Source organism: Methyloceanibacter sp., from assembly GCF_049590335.1.
Lineage (GTDB): Bacteria > Pseudomonadota > Alphaproteobacteria > Rhizobiales > Methyloligellaceae > Methyloceanibacter.
On record NZ_JBAWCQ010000166.1, the window covers coordinates 1 to 4,406 of the forward strand.

At 59.6% G+C, this 4,406-nt stretch carries 2 protein-coding genes; both read left to right on the plus strand.

Features of this window, described 5'->3' with window-relative positions; translation table 11 throughout:
- On the plus strand, nucleotides 1–1,319 hold a 1,319-nt coding region (locus WBQ77_RS12245), incomplete at its 5' end, for an efflux RND transporter periplasmic adaptor subunit (RefSeq protein ID WP_424060466.1).
- A 14-nt stretch (nucleotides 1,320–1,333) separates the two neighbouring features.
- A partial coding sequence (locus WBQ77_RS12250) for an efflux RND transporter permease subunit (RefSeq protein WP_424060467.1) occupies nucleotides 1,334–4,406 on the plus strand: 3,073 nt, incomplete at its 3' end.

Genomic DNA, 4,406 nt, shown 5'->3' on the forward strand with positions numbered 1-4,406 from the left:
CAATGAGCCTTGCTGTAAGCCCGGTCGGGGCTGAAATTCAAAGTCCCTCGAGCGTAACCATAGCCGAAGCACAGGACGACCACGCCACCCACGATCACGATGCTCACGGCACCGACGTGCATGACGACCATGCCGGGCATGACCACAAAGATCATGGTCACGACGCCAAAGATGAGCGCGACCACTCGAATCAGGACGACAGCTCGGATGAGGGGCACGAACACGATGACCACTCAAGCCATGAGGGTCACGATGATCACGCCAGCGTCGACATGACCAAGGCTCAGATGGACAGGTTCAATGTCCGCACGGCCTCAGTCGCGGGCGGGCCGATCCCGGTCACCATTGAGCGTCCGGCCGAAGTTTTATTTGATGAGAATAGGTTGGCGCATGTGGTGCCGCGCGTGGCTGGTATCGCCCGTACGATCGAGGCGGCCGAGGGCGATGAAGTAGCCGAGGGCGACAGGCTCGCGGTGCTGGAGAGTCGCGAACTCGCTGATGCCAAGGCATCGTATTTGGCCAGCCTCGAACGCTTGGCGCTTGCCGAAGAGAACTTCGGCCGAGCCGAATCGCTGATCGATAAACGGATTGTCTCCGAACGGACCCACCTCGCAGCGAAGACCGACTTCGCCGAGGCACGGATCAACCTGCGCAGCGCTCGCCAGAAATTGCTGGCGCTCGGTATCAGTAAAGAGCGCCTGAAGGAGATCGCCGAACAGGTTGACGTCGACCTCACCAAATATGTTATGCGCGCGCCCCTTAGCGGTACCGTGGTGACGCGCCACCTGACGCGCGGCGAAATGGTTCCCACCAACCGCGAGGCCTTCATCATCGCCGACGTTTCTATCGTGTGGGTGGACATCAGCATCTACGCCCACGATCTGGAGCGTGTCGAGGCGGGGCAGACAGTGACGATCATCACCGATGGCGGGGTTGAGGCAGACAGCTCCATCGCCTTCGTTGCCCCTGACGTCTCGGAGGAAACCCGCACTGCAAATGCCCGTGTCGTTCTTGAAAATACGGCAATGAGTCTTCGGCCCGGCATGTTCGTCACCGCTCGTATCGCCGTCGCCGATGAACCTGCTGATCTGCGCGTCCCGGCCACGGCACTGCAAGTCCATGAAGGGCAAGATGTTGTGTTCGTGAGGGGCGAGGACGGAAAGCTGAGACCTCAGCCAGTTACGCTGGGGCGCCACAACGGCAACTATGTCGAGGTACTGGCCGGGCTGAAGACCGGCGATACGGTCGTGACCGAGGGTGCCTTCGTCGTGAAGTCTCAGCTTGCCAAGTCAGATTTTGACGACGGTCATAACCACTAGTGTCACCACCGACAATGCAATACTTACTCGAAGCTATTCTCCGGCAGCGCCTGCTGATCTGCATCATCGCGGTTGGCGTCCTGGTGGCGGGCTACCAGAGCTACCGCCATCTACCTGTGGACGCTTTTCCCGACGTTTCACCGACGCTTGTTCAGGTTTTTACCGAGACGGAGGGGCTCGCGCCCGAAGAGGTCGAACGCTTCGTCACATACCCGATTGAGGTGGCCATGAATGGCCTACCGGGCCTCAAGACAATTCGTTCGGTCTCGAACTTCGGCCTCTCGGTAGTGAATGTCTATTTCGAGGACTCGACGGACATTTACTTTGCACGTCAACTGGTGGGTGAGCGTCTTCAGACCGCGCGCGAAGAGATTCCAGACGGCTTTGGCGAGCCCGAGATGGGGCCAATTAGTACGGGCCTCGGGCAGATTCTCTTCTACTACGTGGAGGACACTACAGGCGGGCGCACGCCAGAGGAGATGCGCGAGATTCAAGATTGGATCGTCAAGTTCAACCTCCAGACCGTGCCCGGGGTCACCGAGGTCTTATCGCTAGGCGGTGAGGTCAAGCAGTTTCAGGTTCAGGTCAATCCGCAAGCGTTGCTGCGCTATCGGCTCGGCATCGGCGACGTGGTGGACGCGGTAAAAGCCAACAATGGAAATGCTGGCGCTCAGTACATAGTCAAGAACTCCGAACAGTATCTTGTACGCTCGATCGGCCTGGCGAGCGGCATCGCCGATATCGAGGACACGATCTTGAAGGTCAGCGATGGGGTGCCAGTCAAGGTGCGCGACATCGGCGTCGTGAAGATCGGTGGTGAAGTGCGCCAGGGCCTGGCCACCAAGGATGCAGAGGGCGAGATCGTTGTGGGACTCGTGCTCAAGCTCATCGGGACCAATACGTCAAAGGTAATCGCCGACGTCAAGGAACGTCTCGATAAGATCAATGATGCGCTCCCCGATGGGGTACGCGTTGCGCCCTACTACGATCAGTCCAAGCTCGTCCTACGCAGCGTGGAGACGGTGAACGGTGCGTTGGTCCAAGGAGTCATTCTGGTGATCGTAGTGCTGCTCGCCTTCATGGGCGGCTTGCGGCCCAGCCTGGTCGTCGCCTTTGCCATTCCATTTTCGATCTGCGTGGCCTTTATCGTCATGCGGGCCACGGGCTTGTCGGCGAACCTCATGTCCCTAGGGGGCATTGCCATCGCCATCGGCATCATGGTCGATGGTGCCATCGTCATAGTCGAGAACGTCGACCGTTATCTCAGAGGCAAGCATCCGGCGCTTTCCAAGCGCGAGATCGTGGCACGTGCATGCGCTGAAGTCGTGCGGCCGATAGCCTTCGCCATCCTGATCATCATCGTGGTGTTCCTGCCGCTTTTCACCTTGCAAGGTTATGAAGGGAAGACGTTTCGCCCGCTAGCCTTCACCGTGTCACTGGCGATGCTGGGGTCGCTGTTGTTCGCCATATTCGTAGCGCCTGTCCTGTCGGAGATGCTGATCAAGCGACCGAGCGCTAAGGAAGGCGACAAGCCCGGCATCGCGGATAGGTTGGTCAACGGCCTGATCGGCGCCTATCGCCCGATCATCGGCCTGTTCGTGCGAAGAAGGCGCCTGGCCGTCGGACTTGGCATCACCATGCTCGCAATCGGACTCGTCATTTTCCCTCGGCTCGGCTCCGAGTTCGTTCCTCGGCTGAACGAGGGGGACCTTCTTGTCCGCATCACCATGGCACCCTCCATCGCTCTGGAGGAAGCCCGCGATAGCGTCACACAGTTCGAGCACCAGCTGCTCGACGAATTTCCAGAGGTTGAGCAGGTAGTGACGCGCGTCGGGCGTGGTGAGGTCGGCGCTCACGCAGACCCGGTGAACAACGCGGAGGCTTTCGTCGGCTTGAAACCGAGGGAGGAGTGGCTGAGCGACCGAACGCCGGAAGAGCTGTTCGCCGCGATGAGCAAGGCCTTCGAGGACTTCCCGGGCGCCAAGTTCAACTTTACACAGCCGATCGCCGCGGCCGTCGACGAACTTCTCACCGGTACCAAAGCCGAACTCGCTATCAAGTTGTTCGGTGAAGACCAAGACGTGTTGGTGAACAAGGCCGGGGAAATCGAGCGTGTCGTACGGAATATGCCGGGTGCGGCGGATGTGCAGAAGGATCAAGTGACGGGGACGCCGCAACTCCAAATCCGGGTCGACCGTGGACAAATCTCCCGGTACGGACTCAATATTGAGGACGTTCAATCGGCCGTGCGCACAGCCATCGGCGGCGAGACGGCCGGACAGGTCTTTGAGGGTGTGAGGCGCTTCGACATCCTCGTGCGTTACGATGAAGCGGCTCGAGCGACACCCGAAGCCATCCGCGAGCTGGTCATCAACACGCCGTCCGGGTTGCTCATTCCGCTGCGACAGGTAGCCGAGGTAGCGGAGATCGTCGGCCCACGGCAAATCACGCGGGAGAACACCCAGCGGTTCATCACGATCCAAACCAACGTGCGGGGTCGCGACATTGGCTCCTTCGTCACCGAGGGCCAGGGGCGCATTACCGAAGCCGTTGATCTGCCGTCCGGCTACCTTATTGAGTGGGGCGGCCAGTTCGAGCTGCAGCAGGAAGCGAACCAGCGGCTTGCCATCGTGGTACCGGTGACGCTGGGGCTTGTGTTTTTGCTCTTGTTCATGAATTTCGGCTCACTGCGAGCCTCTATGCTGATCATGCTCAACATTCCTCTGGCGCTGGTGGGAGGTGTGGTGGCGCTGTGGTTGGCGGATCTCAATCTCTCTGTGCCGGCCTCCGTAGGCTTCATCGCGTTATTCGGCATCGCTCTCGAGAACGGTATGGTACTTGTCACCTATCTCAACCGCTTGGTCGCCGACGGTAAATCGATCGATGAGGCGAGCGTTCAGGGTGCGTGCATGCGCCTACGACCCGTACTGATGACGGCGTTGACTACCGCATTTGGACTAATCCCGTTGCTCTATGCCACCGGCGCCGGCAGCGAAGTGCAGGCCCCACTGGCCACGGTCGTGGTCGGAGGATTGTTCAGTTCCACCGTTCTAACGTTGTTAGTTATTCCGGCGGTCTACAAGTGGT